This is a genomic window from Microbacterium sp. NPDC056044 (genome assembly GCF_042267145.1).
In the GTDB taxonomy this organism is placed as follows: domain Bacteria; phylum Actinomycetota; class Actinomycetes; order Actinomycetales; family Microbacteriaceae; genus Microbacterium.
The window spans coordinates 1,061,898-1,078,540 of the sequence record NZ_JBHJWZ010000001.1 but is presented as its reverse complement, the minus strand read 5'-3'; the positions used below and the strand labels follow the sequence as shown (position 1 = coordinate 1,078,540).

Sequence of the window (16,643 nt, the reverse complement as noted above, 5' to 3'; positions counted from 1 at the left end):
GTACTGCAGGGGGGACCCTGTGGGAGAGTAGGACACCGCCGGACACCCATTCACGGAATGGCCACCCATCGCAGGGTGGCCATTCCGCGTTAACAGCCCGTATTCGCGCTCGGTAGACTCGAGGGATGCCGGCGCTCGACCTGTCTCTGTCTTCTGTCGAACTCACTCGCGTCATCTGCGACATTCCGAGTGTCTCCGGAGATGAGAAGACCCTCGCCGATGCGATCTTCGCCGAGATCTCCGCGCTCGACCACCTCGAGGTGTACCGCGACGGGGACACCATCGTCGCCCGCACCCAGCTGGGCCGGGCGCAGCGCGTCGTCATCGCCGGCCACATCGACACCGTCCCCATCAACGCGAACGTGCCGACCAAGGACATCGAGGTTGACGGCGCCCCGTTCATCTGGGGACGCGGCACCGTCGACATGAAGGCGGGCGTGGCCGTGCAGCTGAAGCTCGCCGCCGAACTCGCCGACCCCCGCGTGGATCTCACCTGGATGTGGTACGACCACGAGGAGGTCGACGCCGACCTCAACGGTCTCACCCGGCTGGCGCGCACCCGGCCCGACCTGTTCGCCGGTGACTTCGCCATTCTCGGTGAGCCGTCGAACGGCGAGGTCGAGGGCGGCTGCAACGGCAACCTGCGCGCGATCGTCCGCACGCACGGCGTGCGCGCGCACAGCGCCCGCGCCTGGATCGGCGAGAACGCGATCCACAAGGCGGCGCCGATCCTCGAGCGCCTCGCTGCCTATGCGCCGCGCGACGTCGCGGTGGAGGGCCTGGTCTACCGCGAGGGGCTCAATGCCGTGCGCATCAGCGGAGGTGTGGCGGGCAACGTGATCCCCGACCTCTGCGAGGTGGAGGTGAACTATCGCTTCGCGCCCAGCCGTGATGTCGCCGAGGCGGAGGCCCACGTCCGTGAGGTGTTCGCCGGGTTCGAGGTGGACGTCGTGGACGCCGCGGCCGGTGCGCGGCCCGGGCTCGACGCGCCGCTCGCGCAGGAGTTCCTCGCGGCCGTCGTCGCAGAGCCCCGGCCGAAGTACGGCTGGACCGATGTCGCCCGGTTCAGTGCACTGGGCGTCCCCGCGGTCAACTACGGTCCCGGCGACCCGCACCTCGCCCACCACGACGAAGAGCGCGTGCCCGTCTCGCAGATCGAAGCCGTCGAGCGGGGCCTGCGCGCGTGGCTGGCGAGCAGCTGACCTCGTCGCCGGTGGCGCGCCCGTCCGCCGCGCGGACCGCGCTGCGCGTGGCGGCGATCTACATCGCAGCCAGGGTCGTCACCACCCTGTTCCTGTTCGCGGCGACCCAGCTCTCGGGCTTCACGTCCCGGATGGGCGCCGACGCCCGCCTCGGCGACACCGTCGTCGCGTGGGACGGCCAGTGGTACTGGCTGGTGGCCGTCTCCGGCTACCCCGGCCAGCTGCCCCTGACCGACTCCGGACAGGTGGCCGAGAACGCGTGGGCGTTCCTTCCGATCTATCCGTGGCTCGCGCAGTGGGTGTCGGTCCCGTTCGGCATGTGGCAGACCGGGGCGCTCATCGTCTCGCTCACCGCCGGGTACGGGGCATCCGTCGCCCTCTACTACCTGCTGCGGTCGCGGCTGGACGAATCCGCGACGCTCTGGGCGGTGGCGTTCTTCGCCAGCGGGCCGCTCGCGGCGCTCTTCCATGTCGGCTACGCCGAGGCGCTCAACCTCTTCTGGCTGTTCTGCGCACTGCTGGCGGTCGTGCGGCGGCGCTATCTGTGGCTGTACGCCCTGATCCCGCTGATGGCGTTCACCCGACCCGGCGTGCTGGCGTTCGCGCTGTTCCTGGCGCTCTTCGGCATCTGGCGCTGGTTCACGCGATCCCGCGAGCCGTTGCGTGCTCCGGAGATCGTCCACATCATCGCCGCCGGCCTTCTCGCGGCGGTGGCGGGCTTCGCTTGGCAGTTCATAGCGGGCTGGGCGACCGGCACGCCCGATGCCTACCTGGCCACCGAGATGGCGTGGCGGCGCAACTGGATCCTGGGCGACGCCACGTTTACTCCGTTCGAGCCCTTCCTCGAGGGCGTGTCGTACTGGTTCGAGACGATCTGGCACCTTCCGCTCGTCCTCGGCTACGTCCTCGTCGGTGGGGGACTGCTGCTCATCGCTGCAGCGCTGATCGCCTTGCCGCAGGTGCGCCGGCTCGGCATCGAGATCCGCCTGTGGAGCGCGAGCTACCTCGTCTACCTGCTGCTGGTGTTCTTCCCGCAGACGAGCATCTTCCGGCTGCTGGTGCCGCTGTCGCCGCTGTGGGGCGCGTTCGCCGTTCCGCGCTCGCGCGTCTGGCGCATCGGCGTGCTCGTCGCGTGTCTCGTCGGTCAGTGGTGGTGGATCTACAACATGTATGCCCTCGGCAGCACGAACCTCCAGGTCCCATGACGCCGGATGACGGATGCCGCTTTCCCCAGGCGTGCCCGGGGCGTCGGCCCTCACGATAAACTCGACGTGCAGACCATCGATGAAAAGGAGCCGCAATGGCAGCCATGAAGCCGAGAACCGGAGACGGGCCGATGGAGGCCGTGAAGGAGGGTCGACTCATCATCGTGCGCGTGCCGCTCGAGGGAGGCGGTCGTCTGGTCGTCTCGGTGAACGACGCTGAGGCCAAGGAGCTCTACGACGTCCTGGGGGGCGTCGTCAACGCCGCGTAATCGCTCGTTACGCGAATGGCCGGTCCGATCGGACCGGCCATTCGCGTCTTCGTCGGCGCGTCGTCAGGACGTCGCGACGGTCGTCAGCTGCAGGAGTCCCTCGCCGGTGATCGACAGGGCGCCGATCACCGCCGGCGATGCCTGCGTCTCCTGGATGAGCGAGCGGTACGCGGTCGTGACCGCGTCGCGGCGCACCGGATCGGCGACCGCGCCACCGGCGAGCACACGGGGGACCAGCACGGTCCCGCCGGCGCGCACGAGGCGCAGTCCGTGCTCGACGTACTCGATGACCCCGTCGGGGTCGGCGTCGACGAGCACGATGTCGTAGGACGCCTCGTTCATGCGCGGCAGCACCTCCGAGGCGCGGCCGGTGATGAAGCGCGCGCGGGCCGGAGGGATCCGGGCCTCGGCGAACGCCTGGCGGGCGGCGCCGAGGTGCTCGGGCTCCTTGTCGATGGTGGTGAGGGTCGCGCGGGGGGAGCCGTGGAGCAGCCACAGGCCGGAGACGCCCGCACCCGTGCCGATCTCGACGATGTTGAGCGCCTGCGACACCGCGGCGATGACCGCGCACTGAGCGCCGATCGCCGGGCTGATCGGTGCGGCGCCGAGCTCGAGCGCGTGCGCGCGGGCGCGCGCGATGTGCTCCGGCTCGCTCGTCGCCTCGTCGACGAACCGCTGGTTCGCGTTCTGCTCTCCCATCGGAATCCTCCGCCCGCCAGCCTACGCGGCCCCGCGGCGCTGGCCGCACAGGCACGGCGGTAATCTGAAGGCATGATCTTCGGCCTCACGATCGAGAAGCTCCTGCTGATCGGACTCGTCGCGGCACTCATCCTCGGACCCGAGCGGCTGCCGCGGTATGCGGAGGCCCTCGCGGGGCTCACCAAGCGGGCGCGGGAGTGGGTGACGACCGCGCGGACGCGCGTGCGCGACGAGATGGGCGAGGATTTCGACGACGTCGACTGGCGCACACTCGACCCGCGTCAGTACGACCCTCGCCGCATCATCCGCGAGGCGCTGCTCGATGACGCACCGGTGGCGAGCGTCACGGCCGCACAGCCGCAGGCCACGCCTCCGACGACGCCGGTGCGGACGCCGTATCGCGTGCCGATCGAGGGCCCGACGCCTTACGACACCGAGGCGACCTGACGCGCGCCGCGCTCAGCGCGGGCGGAACGGCAGGGAGCGCCCCGAGAGTCCACGCGGCGTCTGCGCGAGCGTGTCCGCGAGGCCCGTGATGGCCCGCGCCGCGAGGTCGCCGGGGTGCGCGATGACCGCCGGGGTGCCGGCATCCGCGTCCGTCCGCAGTGTCGCGCTGAGCGGGACCGACGCCAGCACGGAGACCGCGGCGTCCGGCTGCGAGAGCGCTTCGGCGACCGCGGCGCCGCCGCCGGAGCCGAAGACGTCGATCGTCGTGCCGTCGGGAAGGGTCATCGCGGCCATGTTCTCGACCACGCCGATGACGCGCTGCCCGGTCTGACGCGCGACGATGCCGCTGCGGACCGCGACGTCGGCCGCAGCGGCCTGCGGCGTCGTCACGACGAGCACCTCGGCGTTGGGCAGCAGCTGCCCGACCGAGATCGCGACGTCGCCCGTGCCGGGCGGCATGTCGAGCAGAAGCACGTCGAGGTCGCCGAAGTACACGTCCGTGAGGAACTGCTGCACGGTGCGATGCAGCATCGGCCCGCGCCACGCGACGGCGCCGACGGGGGCATCGCCCTCGGCGCGGCGCAGGAACATGCCGATCGAGATGACCTTCACGCCGTGCGCGACGGGCGGCAGCATGAGCTCGTCGACGCGCGTGGGCTGCGGCACGGTGCCGTCGGCCGCGACGAGCCCGAGCTGGCCGGGGATCGAGAAGCCGTGCACGTCGGCGTCGATGAGGCCGACCGCGAGCCCGCGCGCGGCGAGCGCGGCGGCGAGGTTCGCGGTGACCGTCGACTTGCCGACGCCGCCCTTGCCGCTGGTCACAGCGATGACGCGCGTCAGCGTGCCGGGGCCGAACGGCATCTCGCGGGAGCGCCCGCCGCGCAGCCGCTCGGTGAGGGCGTGCCGCTCGGCCGGCGTCATGACACCCACCTCGAGCGCCACCTCCGTGATCCCGGGAACGGATGCTGCGGCCGCGCGCACATCGGTCGCGATCCGGTCCGCCGCGGGGCAGCCGACGATGGTCAGGGCGATCGCGACGTGCGCGGTGTCGCCGTCCACCGAGATCTCGCGGACCATGTCGAGCTCGCCGATGGGGCGGCGCAGCTCGGGGTCAGGGACGGCGCCGACAGCGGCGCGGACGGCGTCCGCGGAGGCCGGGCTCATCGGGCGGCGCCGTCTTCGACGTCGGCCGAGCTCTCGAGCTTCTCGAGCATGGCGCGCAGCTCGCTGCGCAGCACGTCGCGCGTGAGCACCTGGTCGGCGAAGTCGTTGACGGCCATCCGCAGCGCGACGACCTCGCGCGCGAGGTACTCGGTGTCGGCGAGGTTGCGTTCGGCGCGCTGCCGGTCCTGCTCGATCTGCACGCGGTCGCGGTCGTCCTGGCGGTTCTGCGCGAGCAGGATGAGGGGTGCGGCGTACGACGCCTGCAGCGACAGGATCAGCGTGAGCAGCGTGAAGTTGGTCGCCGCCGGGTCGAACTGGAGCTGCGGCGGCATGAAGATGTTCCACGTCAGCCACACGGCGACGAAGATCGTCATGCCGATCAGGAAGCCCGACGTGCCCATCGCGCGGGCGAACGCCTCGGAGAAGCGCCCGAAGCGGTCGCTGGACGGCTGGGGAGAGCGCTGCAGCATGCCCGAGCGGCCACGGGGCGCGTCGAGCGACGGCTGGCGGGTGTTGCGGGCCATCAGCGCCTCCTGGGAATGCTCGCGGTCGTGGTCGGGACGGATGCCGGGCGTTCATCCTCCTCGGCATCGTGCGATCTCCAGTCCTCCGGGAGGAGATAGTCGAGCACGTCGTCCACGCTGACCGCGCCGACCAGCCGATGGGCCGGGTCGACGACGGGCAGCGAGACGAGGTTGTACGACGCGAGCAGCCGCGCGACCTCGGCGGCGGAGGCGGTCGCGGGTACCGGGTCGAGCGTGTCGTCGATGATGGCGCCCAGCCGCTCGTGCGGCGGGTAGCGCAGCATGCGCTGGAAGTGCACCGTGCCGAGGAGACGCCCGGTGGGGGTCTCGTACGGCGGAAGGGTCACGAAGACGGCGGCCGCGAGCGCGGGGTGCAGCTCGTGTCGGCGGATCAGGGCGAGAGCCTCGGCGATCGTCGCGTCGGCGGAGAGCACGATGGGCTCGCTCGTCATGAGGCCGCCGGCGGTGTCGGGACCGTACTTGAGGAGCGCGCGGACGTCTTCCGCCTCTTCGGGCTCCATGAGCTCGAGCAGCTCCTCGCGCTGATCCTCGGGCAGCTGCCCGAGGACGTCGGCGGCGTCGTCGGGCTCCATGGCGTCGAGGATGTCGGCCGCGCGCTCGTCGTCGAGGGCCTCGAGGATGTGAACCTGCTCCTCTTCGGGCATCTCTTCGAGGGCGTCGGCGAGCCGGTCGTCGGGAAGCTCCTCCACGACCTCGAGCAGTCGCTCCTCGGGGAGATCGAGCAGGGTGTTCGCGAGGTCCGCGGGCCGCAGCTCGGAGTAGGTCGCGACGAGCTGTTCCGCGGACTGCGCCTCGCCGGGCATCTGGCTCTCGCGCACGGCGTCCCAGTTCGCGAACGTCGTCGGGCCCTTGGCGAAGGGGGAGGCGCTCGTCTTCGGCTTGCGGAGGAACAGCTGCCCGACATCCCACTCGCCGAGGCGGTTGCGCTCGATCGCCACGTCTTCGATCACCGCGGTGCCGGAGCCGTCGGCGAAGAACACCTTGCGGCCGAGCAGCTCTGCCATCACGCGCACCTCGCCGCCGCGCTGCTGGAAGCGGCGGACGTTGATGAGCCCGGTCGTGATGACCTGCCCCGTCGCGATGGAAGTGACGCGGCCGATCGACACGAAGACGTTGCGGCGACCGGGGATCTCCACCACGAGCCCGATCACGCGGGGCGGATCGTCTTTGCGGTAGATGACGACGACGTCGCGGACTTTGCCGAGACGGTCGCCGGCGGGGTCGAAGACCGAGCACCCGGACAGGCGCGCGACGAAAACCCTCTGCGTGCTCACACGTCCCAGCGTAGTCCGCGTGCCGTGGGAGGATGGGGAGATGACCATGATGGGAGGGCGCTCTCCGCAGAGTTCCGAGGCAGTCGGACCGACCGTGGCGAGCTTCCCGACGTACGAAGCCGCGCAGAAGGCGGTGTCGTCGCTCATCGCCGCCGACATCCCCGCGCGCGACATCGCGATCGTGGGGCTCGGGCTCCGCTCGATCGAGCGCATCACCGGCCGCCTGGGTTACGCGTCGGCGGCGCGTTCCGGTGCGGTGAACGGCATCCTCCTCGGCCTCCTCTTCTCGGCGATCCTCGTGATCGGCTCGCCGTCGGTGCCGATCCAGGCGTTCGTGGGCGTCCTCTTCGTCGGCATCGCGATCGGCATGCTGCTGAGCATCGTCGCCTACTCGTTCGTGCGCCGCCGCCGCGACTACGCGTCGGTGATGCAGGTCGTCGCCGACCACTACGAGGTCACCGTCACCGACAACAGCGTCGGCCGCGCGCGTCAGGTGCTCGGCCCCCAGACCGTGTCCGCACCGGCGGTTCCCGTCGCGCCGGCGGCGGTTCCCGTCGCGCCGACGCCGGTCGAGCGCCCCGCCGAGCCGCCCAAGTACGGCGAGCGGGTCGCGCCGAAGGCCGACACCGAGCCCCCAGCCGGGGACGAGGCGCCCGCCGCGCCGGAGCAGTCCGCCGATGCGGCTCGTGCGGTGGATGCCGACGCCGCAGCCGCTGAGCGGGAGCCCGCGACGGCCGACGCCCCGCGCGCCGACGACAGCGAGCGCGCGTGAGCGCAGACGGCGCGTCCTCGCGGATCGCCGTCGCGCTTCCGAACGGAACCGCCGAGGTCTCGGCCGACCTGGTCATGCCGTCGTCGGCATGGGCCTTCGCGGCCGTCGCGCACGGCGCGGGCGCGGGGTATCAGCATCCGTTCCTCACCGGCTTCGCCGACGCGCTCGCGGTCGAGGGCGTCGCCACGCTGCGCTTCAACTTCCCGTACACGGAAGCGGGAAGACGGATGCCGGGACCCGCGGCGCACGCGATCGCGACCTGGGCGGCGGTCCATGCCGACCTGGCGGGCCGCGCGGCCGGCGTGCCGGTGTTCGCGATGGGCAAGTCGTACGGCGGGCGGATGGCGTCGATGGCCGCGGCGGAGGGTGTGATCGACCCGGCGGGCCTGGTGTACCTCGGCTATCCGCTGCACCCGCCCGGAAGTCCCGACAAGGCCCGCACCGCGCACCTGCCCGACGTGCGGCAGCCGCAGCTGTTCGTCGAGGGCACGAACGACCCGTTCATCGACCCTCATGCACAGCTCGAGGAGGCCGTGGCGTCATGCCAGGTCGCCGAGATCGCCTGGATCGAGGGCGGCGGGCACTCGTTCGAGGTGAAGGGACGCAAGCGGCCCGCGGCCGAGATCGCGGCCGACCTCGCACCGCTGGTCGCGCAATGGATGCGCCGGACTCAGTCCGGAGCGGGACCGACGTAGCGCCCGCGCGGACGCAGGCGCATCGGGCGCTCGTCGTACTCGTCGACCGCGTGCGAGATCCAGCCGGCGATCCGGCCGATCGCGAAGATCACCGAGCCGGCGTCAGCGGTCATGTCCGCCCAGAGCGTGAGGGCCGCCAGCGCGAGATCGAGGTTCGGCCGGAGTCCGGCACGGTGCTCCACTTCGGCTGCGACCGCGTCGACCGCGGCGAGCACGTGCTCGCTCGCCGGCGTGTCCCGCAGCAGATCGAGCAGCACCGTGGCCCGCATGTCGCCGCCGGCATACAGCGGCTGACCGAAGCCCGGGATGCCGCGCCCGCCGTCGCGGACGGCGCGTGCGATCGCCGTCGCGGGCTCCTCTCCCTCGCCGACGGCGCTCAGCAGCTGCGCCGCCGCGCGGCTCGCGGTGCCGTGCAGCGGCGCGTCGAAGGCTCCGAGCGCGGCGCTGACGACGGCGTACCCGGACGCCCGCGCCGACGCGGCGACACGGGCGGCGAGCGTCGAGACGGCCAGGTCGTGATCGATGACGAGCACCAGTGCGGCGTCGAGCAGCCCGGGCCCGCCGGGCCGGTCACGAGGAGCGAGGGCGCGCCACAGCGTCTGCGCCACGCCGCCCGGTTCACCGGTGCCCGCGAGCGCGGCGGGCAGGCCGGTCACGAGCCGGGCGCCGGCGCGCACGAGCTGCGCCGGATCGGGATCGTCGCGCAGCGGGTCCGTCGCTGCGAGCGCCGTCACCGCGACCTGCAGACGGTCGAGGGGCGTCGCGGCCTCGCCCAGCGCGGCGATCGTGCCCCGGGCGATGGCGAGATCGGACGCTGTGGGGGAGCGCAGCGACGGCACGTCCCACAGCCATGCCACGACCTCCTCGAACGAGGACTCGCGCGCGAGTCGCGCCGCCGACCGCTCGCGATAGTGCAGCTCGTCGTCATCGATGTGGGCGAGTCGCGTGTCGAGCACCATGAGCGGCGTTCCCGGCGCGGGCGACCCCGGGGCGGCGACCGAGGAGCGGCGGCGGCGGCGCGCGAACGCCTCGACCTCGAGCGGATCGAACGACGAGCCCGCGGCGTCGCGCTCCCGTGACAGCAGTCCGCGCGAGACGTACGCGTACAGGGACTCCGGCTTGACGCCCAGGCGCGCGGCAGCCTCGGCCGCGGTGAGTCGGGGGAGGTCGCTCATGATGTTGATCCGATCAAGATTGACGAAAGCCTGATCAAGTTCCGACACTGACTGTAGCGGGAGTGAGCGGCCACGGCGGCCGTCCCGGACCCCGAACGAGGAGCTGACATGACCACGACGACACGCCCCACCCCGATCGACGCGCCGCACGGCCTCGCCGGCGTGATCGTCGCCGACACCGCGGTGAGCGATGTCCGCGGCGCGGAGGGCTTCTACCAGTACCGGGACCGTTCTGCGATCGAGCTGGCCGAGACGGCGACCTTCGAAGACGCGTGGCAGCTCCTCGTGACGGGCGAGGACCCGACGGATGCCTCGCGCCCGGCGTTCGCCGCGCGCATCGTGGAGTCCCTCACGGCGTGGAGCGCCGACGTCGACGCTGTGGTCGACCTGGTGTCGTCGGCGACGCCCGACGTGCTCGCCGGGCTCGCAGCCGCCTGGCCGCTGCTCGGCGCGAGGCGCAGCATCCGTCCGCTCTACGATCTCGATGAGGACGAACGCCTCGCCGACGCGGTCGCGCTGGCCGCGGCGACCCCGGTCCTCGTGGGGGCGCTGTGGCGTCGCGCCCAGGGCGAGGCCAGGCTGCCGGTGGTCGAGGACCGCGGCGTGGTCGCGAACTACCTGCTCCAGGTGACGGGCGTCGTGCCCGACGCGGCGACCGAGAGCGCCCTCACCGCGTACCTCATCGCCGTCATGGACCACGGCTTCAACGCCTCCACCTTCACCGCCCGGGTCATCGCCTCGACGGGAGCGGATGCTGCCGCCTGCCTCGTCGGGGCGCTCGGCGCGCTGACCGGGCCGCTGCACGGCGGCGCGCCGTCCCGCGCGCTCGACGGTCTCGACGAGGTCGGTTCGGCGGACGGGATCGAGCCGTGGATCCGCGGGGAGCTCGCTGCCGGCCGCAAGCTCATGGGATTCGGTCACGCGGTGTACCGCACCGCGGATCCGCGCGCCGAGCTGATGAAGCGCGTCGCCGCGCGTACCGGCGGCCCGCGCGTCGAGCTCGCCCTGCGCTTCCAGGAGAGCGCCGAGCGGCTGCTCGCCGAAGCGAAGCCGGGCCGCGAGCTGCACGCGAACGTGGAGTTCTGGGCCGCGCTCGTGATGGAGCGGTGCGGGATCCCGCGCTCGATGTTCACGCCGACTTTCGCGATCGCGCGCACGATCGGGTGGACGGCGCACCTGCTCGAACAGGCGCGAGACCCGAAGATCATCCGCCCCTCGGCGCGCTACGTGGGGCGTGCGGTGCGCAGGCCGGCGGCCTGAGCGGGCTAACGCCCGGCGGCGTACCCCTGCATCCCGCGCGGGTTCGCCGCACCCCACAGCACGCCGGTGGCCGAGTCCCGCCCGACGGTCGACACGCGGCCGAGCGCCCAGTCGCCGGCGCGAGTGACGCGGTGGCCGCGTCGCTCGAGCCCCTCGATCACCGCGTCGCCGAGACGGTTCTCGACGACCGCGCCCGCCGGTGTCCAGGTGCGGGGCCAGAACGACTCCGGCATCGACGTGGTGTGCAGTGCCGGAGCGTCGATCGCCTGCTGCGGCGCATACCCGCCGACGATCATGCGCAACAGCGCCAGCAGCTGCCATTGGTCCTGCTGGTCGCCGCCCGGCGAGCCGATCGCGAACTCGGGAGCGCCGTCCCGCAGCACCAGGGTGGGCGTGAGCGTCGTCCGCGGGCGCGTGCCCGGGACGAGGGACGACGGATGCCCCGGCTCGAGCCACGTCATCTGCAACCGTGTGCCGAGGCAGAACCCGAGCGCGGGAATCGTCGGCGAGGACTGCAGCCAGCCGCCCGAGGGCGTCGCCGAGACGATGTTGCCCCACCGGTCGATGATGTCGAGGTGGCAGGTGTCGCCGCGCGTCTCGCCGGTCTTGGCGACGGTCGGCTCGCCGGTTCCGACGGCGGGCGCGTCGTAGGTCGTGCGCAGCGGGGGACGGAACGGCGCGCGTCCGGGCAGGGCGCCGGGCCGGAACTCGGCCGAGGCCTCCGCCGTGATCAGCGACCGCCGCGCATCGAGGTACTCGGCCGACAGCAGTGCGTCGAGGTCGACGTCGTCGTCGCCGAACCAGGCGTCGCGGTCGGCGTATGCCAGCTTCTGCGCCTCGAGGATCGTGTGCGCGCCCGGCTCCTGCGACGGGTCGAGCAGGTCGTCGGCGAGAGGCTCGAGCATGCCCAGCGTCTGCAGCAGCGCGGGTCCCTGCGTCCAGGCGCCGGCCTTCGCGATCGTGCGGCCACGGAACTCGCGGGTGACGGCGGGTTCGTAGCCCGCGTCGAAGCCGGCGAAGTCGTCCGGCGTGATGACCGCCGCGTGCACGCCGCCGCCGGAGTGCCGGTGAGGCTGCGCCAGGAAGACGGATGCCTCGTGCGCGACGATGCCCGTCTTCCACTCGCGCCGCGCGGCGTCGATGCGGGCGGCCCTGCCCACCGGCCCGTCGTCCCGCACGGTGCACGATGCGTGCACGAGGGAGTCGAGCACGGCCGCGTACGCCGGGTTCTGCACGATCTGCCCGGCGACCGGGATCTCGCCGCCCGGCAGCCACAGGTCGGCCGACGTCGTCCAGTCGTCGCGGAAGAGGTCGGCGACCCGCGCGATCGTGGCCGCGGCGCCCGCGACGAGCGGGTGCCCGTCGCGCGCGTAGCCGATGGCGTACGCGAGGACGTCGGCGATCTCCCACGTGCCGTGGTCGCGCAGCAGCAGGAGCCAGGCGTCCACGGCGCCGGGGACTGCCGCCGCGAGGCCTCCCGCGCCCGGGGTGAGGTCGAGACCCTGGTCCCGGTAGTGCTCGATCGTGGCGCCGGCGGGGGCCGGACCCTGGCCCATCACCACAGTCGGGGCCGCAGCATCCACTTCCTGGAAGATCCCCACGAGATCGCCGCCGGGGCCGTTGAGGTGGGGTTCGACGACGTGCAGCACGAAGGCGGCGGCGACCGAGGCGTCGAAGGCGTTGCCCCCGCGCTCGAGCACGGCCTGCGCCGTCGCGGTCGCGATCCAGTGCGTGGACGCGGCCATGCCGAACGTGCCCGTCAGCGTCGGGCGCGTCGTGAAGGACGCGGGCGGGGTGTACGCCATGGGTCAGCGGCCGCCGCGGGCGATCCAGGCCTCGACCTCGTCCGCGGTACGCGGGATCGCGGCCGACAGGTTCACCGGGCCGTCCGCGGTCATGAGGATGTCGTCCTCGATGCGCACGCCGATGCCGCGGTACTCCTCGGGCACGGTGACGTCGTCGATCTGGAAGTACAGGCCCGGCTCGATCGTGAAGACCATGCCCGCCTCGAGGATGCCGTCGTAGTACATGTCGCGACGCGCCTGCGCGCAGTCGTGCACGTCGATGCCGAGGTGGTGGCTCGTGCCGTGCACCATGTAGCGGCGGTGGTGCCCGCCCTGATCGGCGTCGAGGGCCTCCGCGGCGGTGACCGGCAGCAGCCCCCACTCGGCGACGCGGGTCGCGATGACCTGCATGGCAGCTTCGTGGATCGAGCGGAACTTCACCCCGGGCCTCGCCACCGCGAACGCGGCGTCGGCCGCCTCGCGCACCGTCTCGTAGACCTTGCGCTGCACCTCGGTGAAACGGCCGCTCACCGGCAGGGTGCGCGTGATGTCGGCGGTGTACAGGCTGTCGACCTCGACGCCCGCGTCGATGAGGATGAGGTCGCCGGGCACGACGGCGCCGTCGTTGCGCGTCCAGTGCAGGTAGCACGCGTGGGGACCGGATGCCGCGATCGTGTCGTAGCCGACCGCGTTGCCGTCGCTGCGGGCACGCTGGTGGAACACACCCTCCACGACGCGCTCGCCGCGGGGGTGCTCCACGATCGCCGGGAGGTTCGCGACGATGTCGTCGAAGCCGGACGCCGTCACCTGGACGGCGAGCTCCATCTGGCCGATCTCGTACGCGTCCTTCACGAGGCGCAGCTCCGAGACGAACCGCGTGAGGTCGTCGTCCTCGTCGAGCACCGCGTCGCCGTCACCGGCCTCGAAGTCGTCGATGTGCGCCGTGGCGATGCCGAGATCCGACGCGACGCCCGCCAGTGCGGGTCGGGGGCCGATCCAGAACTCGCCGATCGAGGCGTCCGAGTAGAACTCGCTCGTCGTGCGGTCCGCGCGCTCGCGGAAATACACCGTGGCGTCGTGGCCGCCGGAGCTGCGAGGCTCGAACACGAGGACGGCGCCCGGCTCGGCGTCGGAGGCCCAGCCGGTCAGGTGCGAGAACGCGGAGTGCGCGCGGAACGGGTAGTCGGTGTCATTGCTGCGCTGCTTGAGCTCGCCCGCGGGGATCACGAGCCGCTTGCCGGGGAACGCGGCCGACACGGCGGCGCGACGTGCCGCTGCGAAAGGCGCCTGCGGACGCGCGGGAGGCGCCGAATCGGGCCGCTCGGCCCAGCCGGTCGAGATCGTGTCGAGGAAGCCCTGACCGTACGGCTGGCGCCGGTTCGTGCTCGTCGAGGGCGGGGTCGAGGTCTCGGTCTCGGTGGTGCTCGTGGCGCCGGGGGACTGCTCGCTGGCTGCGCTGCTCATGCTCCCCAGTCTCGCACGCGTGTGCGAGGCCGGACAGTTCAGCCGGCGGGGTCGTACTGGACGATGAGCGGCCGGTGGTCGGAGCCGGAGTCGTCGAGGGAGCGCAGCACGAGCGAGCCCGTCGCCTGCCATTGCTGCGTGGCCATGACGTGGTCGATCGGGGCGCCGAGGATGGCCGGCAGGTCGGCCGACCAGGTGCCGAGCGCGCCGTTGCCGGTCTCGACCGCGGCATCGCTGCAGTGGCCGAGGGTGGCGCCGTCGAGCCCCAGCCCCGCCATGTGATCGACCGTCGCGTTGAAGTCCCCGGCCATGATCACGTTGCCGTCGCCGCACTGGTCCGCGAGCCACTGCAGATCGTCGCGCCAGTCCTGCATATAGCTCGGGCGCGGGGCGACAGCGTGCACCGCCACGACGATGGGACCCTCGCCCGAGACGGGCATCGCGACGGCGCTCGGCACGGTCGAGGTGTTGCTGGTGCCGTCGAGCGAGGACTCGATCACGGCGTAATCGCCGAGCTCGGGCGAGATCAGCAGCGTCGTGGAGCCGGCATCCCATTCCGTCGACGGATCCGACGCGTGGTGCGCCCACATGCGATGCCCGAGATCCCGCATCGCGATCGCGACGCTCTCGCCTGTCTCGATGGTGGTCTCGGGGAGCGCGACGATGTCGGCGTCCATCGCGACCGCGATCTTGGCGATCGTCTCGGGCGGCGTCGCGGCGCCGGCGGTGTTCCACGTCATGACGCGGATGGACGCGTCGGTCTTCGCGGGGAGCGGGTCGCTGCCCAGGCCCCCGCGGGACGTCAGCACCGCGACGTTCGCGACGGTCGCGAGCCCCGCCACGACGGCGATGGAGAATGCGAACACGCGGATCGGGCGGGCGATCGCCAGGAGGAGCGCCAGCAGCGCGACGGCGGCGAACGCGAGGGCGAGGATGCCCCGGAACGACACGATCTGGGCGATGGGGAAGTACCGCTCGAGGCGGAAGAAGCCCGGGAACGTCAGCACCGCTGCGGCGATCGCCGACAGCACGGTGACGAGGATCCCGAGCAGGCGAAGCACGACCGCGACTCTATGCGAGCAGGCTGTGAGATCCGTCAGCGCACAGGGCGTGGCGCGTGCTAGCCCCGCGCTACGCTCGGAGGATGCCCAGACTGCAGCGGTTCGAAGGACCGAGCGACCTGCATCTGCACTCTGCCAACTCCGACGGCACGCAGCCGCCCGCCGAGGTCATGGCCTCCGCGCACCGGCACGGCGTGCGCACCGCGGCCCTCACCGATCACGACACCACGTCGGGCTGGGCCGAGGCGGCCGAGGCCGCGACCTCGCTCGGCATGACCTTCGTCCCGGGGATGGAGCTGTCGGCGCGCCATGAGTGGCGCAGCGTCCACGTGCTGGCATATCTGCCCGACCCCGACGAGCCGGCCCTGCGCACCGAGACCGCCCGCATCCGGGCGTCGCGGCTGGACCGGGCCCGGCTGATGGCCGACCGCATCGCGCGCGACTACGACCTGGTGTGGGACGACATCCTCGAGCAGACCACCGACGGCGCCACCGTCGGGCGGCCGCACATCGCCGACGCCCTGGTGGCGCGGGGCCTCGTCCGCGATCGGGCCGAGGCGTTCGCCGGCATCCTGAGCCCGCGCGGCGACTACTACGTCGCTCTGTACGCGCCCGACCCGGTCACCGCGGTGGGACTCGTCGCGGGCGCCGGGGGAGTGCCCGTCATCGCGCATCCCGCCGGGCGCGCCGGACTGCTTCCGATGCGCCTGCTGGAACGGATGCTGGATGCCGGCCTCGCCGGGTTCGAACTGGGTCATCGTGAGAACCGCGACCCGGCGCTGTCGACCCTGCGCGACCTGTGCCGCGAGCGCGACCTCATCGTGACCGGCTCCAGCGACTACCACGGTCTGGGAAAACCCAACCAGCCAGGCGAGAACACCACGACCGACGAGATGGTCGCACGCATCATCGCCCGCGCCACCGGAAGCGCCCCCGTCTACCCGTGAGGGTGGACGAGGGCGCTCCGCGACCCGGATGCCGGGTCAGACGATGACGGTCCGCACGCGGACGATCAGCTGAGGGCCTTGGCCTTCAGTGCGTCGTACTCGGCCTGCGTGATCGTGCCGGCGTCGAGGAGACCCTTCGCCTTCGCGATCTCCTCGGCCGGGCTGGCACCGGCGCCCGCAACGGACTTGATGTAGGCGTCCTGCGCGCTCTGCAGCTGGGAGGCCTCCTTCGCGCTGCGCTGGGCCATGCCGTTGCCGCGCGCGATGAGGTAGACGAGCAGCGTCAGGAAGGGCACGAAGATCAGGAAGATGATCCAGACGGCCTTCCACCAGCCGCTCAGCTTGTGGTCGCGGAACAGGTCGGCGATCACGGCGAACAGCGCGAACAGGTACGCCATGAAGAAGAAGATCCAGAGGAACCACCAGATGATGTCCCAGAAGGAGCCCCAGAAGCCCTGGTACTCATAGCCGGTGGTGACGGCCTCGATGATGCGCATCGTGTGCCTTTCGTGAATGCGAGGTACCGGCGCCCTGTGCGCCGTCTGCGCTCACCATAGCGCTGTCGCGGGGGGGGGGGGGGGGGGCGGGGGGGGGGGGGGGGGGTGGGTGGGGGGGGGCCCGGGGGGCGGCCGCGGGGGGCGCCCCCCCCGCCCCCCCCGCCCGCCCGGGCGGGGGGCCCC

General features: G+C 72.3%; 17 protein-coding genes. 8 read left to right on the top strand and 9 right to left on the bottom strand.

From position 1 onward, the window contains the following. The first annotated feature begins 125 nt into the window (after positions 1–125). From dapE to ACFC1I_RS05085, 3 genes are all read left to right on the top strand, one after another. Positions 126–1,202, top strand: a complete 1,077-nt coding sequence (gene dapE / locus ACFC1I_RS05095) for a succinyl-diaminopimelate desuccinylase (protein ID WP_376006748.1) — start codon at positions 126–128, stop codon at positions 1,200–1,202. Continuing rightward, entirely contained in the window at positions 1,184–2,407 is a 1,224-nt protein-coding gene (locus ACFC1I_RS05090) for a hypothetical protein (protein ID WP_376006747.1), read from the top strand. Before dapE ends, ACFC1I_RS05090 begins: the two co-directional genes overlap by 19 nt. Before the next feature lie 95 nt (positions 2,408–2,502). Beyond that, positions 2,503–2,676: a DUF3117 domain-containing protein gene (locus tag ACFC1I_RS05085; protein ID WP_019179788.1), complete on the top strand. Its 174-nt coding sequence runs from the start codon at positions 2,503–2,505 to the stop codon at positions 2,674–2,676. A 63-nt stretch (positions 2,677–2,739) separates the two neighbouring features. Here the strand turns inward: ACFC1I_RS05085 and ACFC1I_RS05080 are convergent, their stop codons facing one another. Beyond that, a complete protein-coding gene (locus tag ACFC1I_RS05080) occupies positions 2,740–3,375 on the bottom strand; it encodes an O-methyltransferase (protein ID WP_376006746.1) in 636 nt (211 codons plus the stop codon). Positions 3,376–3,447: 72 nt separating this feature from the next. Here ACFC1I_RS05080 and ACFC1I_RS05075 point away from each other — a divergent pair, with 72 nt between their 5' ends. After that, entirely contained in the window at positions 3,448–3,822 is a 375-nt protein-coding gene (locus ACFC1I_RS05075; RefSeq protein ID WP_376006745.1) for a Sec-independent protein translocase TatB, read from the top strand. A 12-nt stretch (positions 3,823–3,834) separates the two neighbouring features. Here the strand turns inward: ACFC1I_RS05075 and ACFC1I_RS05070 are convergent, their stop codons facing one another. The 3 genes from ACFC1I_RS05070 to ACFC1I_RS05060 are packed head-to-tail and all read right to left on the bottom strand — an operon-like array spanning position 3,835 to position 6,805. Then, a complete protein-coding gene (locus tag ACFC1I_RS05070; protein ID WP_376006744.1) occupies positions 3,835–4,986 on the bottom strand; it encodes a P-loop NTPase in 1,152 nt (383 codons plus the stop codon). Next, positions 4,983–5,510 (bottom strand): DUF1003 domain-containing protein, encoded by a 528-nt coding sequence (locus tag ACFC1I_RS05065; RefSeq protein WP_376006743.1) that lies wholly within the window; start codon positions 5,508–5,510, stop codon positions 4,983–4,985. The genes ACFC1I_RS05070 and ACFC1I_RS05065 overlap by 4 nt, the downstream gene beginning before the upstream one ends. After that, positions 5,510–6,805 (bottom strand): magnesium transporter MgtE N-terminal domain-containing protein, encoded by a 1,296-nt coding sequence (locus ACFC1I_RS05060; RefSeq protein WP_376006742.1) that lies wholly within the window; start codon positions 6,803–6,805, stop codon positions 5,510–5,512. The genes ACFC1I_RS05065 and ACFC1I_RS05060 overlap by 1 nt, the downstream gene beginning before the upstream one ends. A gap of 40 nt (positions 6,806–6,845) precedes the next feature. Here ACFC1I_RS05060 and ACFC1I_RS05055 point away from each other — a divergent pair, with 40 nt between their 5' ends. After that, a complete protein-coding gene (locus tag ACFC1I_RS05055) occupies positions 6,846–7,577 on the top strand; it encodes a general stress protein (protein WP_376006741.1) in 732 nt (243 codons plus the stop codon). Positions 7,578–7,651: 74 nt separating this feature from the next. Beyond that, positions 7,652–8,272 (top strand): alpha/beta family hydrolase, encoded by a 621-nt coding sequence (locus ACFC1I_RS05050; protein WP_376006783.1) that lies wholly within the window; start codon positions 7,652–7,654, stop codon positions 8,270–8,272. Here ACFC1I_RS05050 and ACFC1I_RS05045 read toward each other — a convergent pair. Further along, complete coding sequence (locus ACFC1I_RS05045; protein WP_376006740.1) at positions 8,248–9,447, bottom strand: citrate/2-methylcitrate synthase; 1,200 nt, start codon at positions 9,445–9,447, stop codon at positions 8,248–8,250. The two genes, ACFC1I_RS05050 and ACFC1I_RS05045, sit on opposite strands and share 25 nt — an antisense overlap. 108 nt (positions 9,448–9,555) lie before the next feature. Here ACFC1I_RS05045 and ACFC1I_RS05040 point away from each other — a divergent pair, with 108 nt between their 5' ends. Further along, the gene (locus tag ACFC1I_RS05040) at positions 9,556–10,707 is read left to right on the top strand and encodes a citrate/2-methylcitrate synthase (protein ID WP_376006739.1); all 1,152 of its coding nucleotides are present in this window, start codon (positions 9,556–9,558) and stop codon (positions 10,705–10,707) included. Positions 10,708–10,712: 5 nt separating this feature from the next. Here the strand turns inward: ACFC1I_RS05040 and ACFC1I_RS05035 are convergent, their stop codons facing one another. From ACFC1I_RS05035 to ACFC1I_RS05025, 3 genes are read right to left on the bottom strand one after another with little or no spacing between them, the layout of a single operon-like run. Further along, entirely contained in the window at positions 10,713–12,512 is a 1,800-nt protein-coding gene (locus ACFC1I_RS05035) for a gamma-glutamyltransferase family protein (RefSeq protein WP_376006738.1), read from the bottom strand. 3 nt (positions 12,513–12,515) lie between these two features. Then, a complete protein-coding gene (locus tag ACFC1I_RS05030; protein WP_376006737.1) occupies positions 12,516–13,955 on the bottom strand; it encodes an aminopeptidase P family protein in 1,440 nt (479 codons plus the stop codon). A 38-nt stretch (positions 13,956–13,993) separates the two neighbouring features. Continuing rightward, on the bottom strand, positions 13,994–15,016 hold the full coding sequence (locus ACFC1I_RS05025; protein ID WP_376006736.1) for an endonuclease/exonuclease/phosphatase family protein: 1,023 nt from the start codon (positions 15,014–15,016) through the stop codon (positions 13,994–13,996). An 83-nt stretch (positions 15,017–15,099) separates the two neighbouring features. On the opposite strand from ACFC1I_RS05025, the gene ACFC1I_RS05020 reads away from it, so the two are divergent. Continuing rightward, positions 15,100–15,963, top strand: a complete 864-nt coding sequence (locus ACFC1I_RS05020) for a PHP domain-containing protein (RefSeq protein WP_376006735.1) — start codon at positions 15,100–15,102, stop codon at positions 15,961–15,963. A 65-nt stretch (positions 15,964–16,028) separates the two neighbouring features. Here ACFC1I_RS05020 and ACFC1I_RS05015 read toward each other — a convergent pair whose 3' ends face one another. After that, entirely contained in the window at positions 16,029–16,460 is a 432-nt protein-coding gene (locus ACFC1I_RS05015) for an SHOCT domain-containing protein (RefSeq protein WP_376006734.1), read from the bottom strand. Positions 16,461–16,643: the final 183 nt, after the last annotated feature.